Raw genomic sequence first — 357 nt, 5'->3', positions numbered from 1 at the left:
TTGCTCAGTTTTGAGAGCTCAAACTCTCAAAACAGCTTGCTTTTGCATGGAGCTTGTTCTTTGAAAACTAGATATCGAAACGAAAATTGCGAATTAGAACATTCCTTTTAGCTGAACTTGTGTTAAACAAGTTTCAATAAATAGTGAAAACTGTATTGCGACGGTATCGAATGGGAACGACTTTTGGCTTTGCGCAAGCAAAACAAGGGAAGTGACCAGTCGAAACCGGAGCAACTGGTTAAGCTACTAAGAGCACACGGAGGATGCCTAGGCGCTAGGAGCCGATGAAGGACGTGGCGAACAACGAAACTGCCTCGGGGAGCTGTAAGCAAGCTTTGATCCGGGGATGTCCGAATG

At 45.1% G+C, this 357-nt stretch carries 1 rRNA gene; it reads left to right on the top strand.

The features are described 5' to 3' along the window. Window positions 1-236 precede the first annotated feature (236 nt). Window positions 237-357, top strand: a 23S ribosomal RNA gene (locus HP552_RS00150); the annotation flags it as partial.

Source organism: Paenibacillus xylanilyticus (genome assembly GCF_013359935.1).
Lineage (GTDB): Bacteria > Bacillota > Bacilli > Paenibacillales > Paenibacillaceae > Paenibacillus > Paenibacillus xylanilyticus.
The sequence above is the reverse complement of the archived record's forward strand: the minus strand, read 5'-3'. Positions and strand labels throughout refer to the sequence as shown.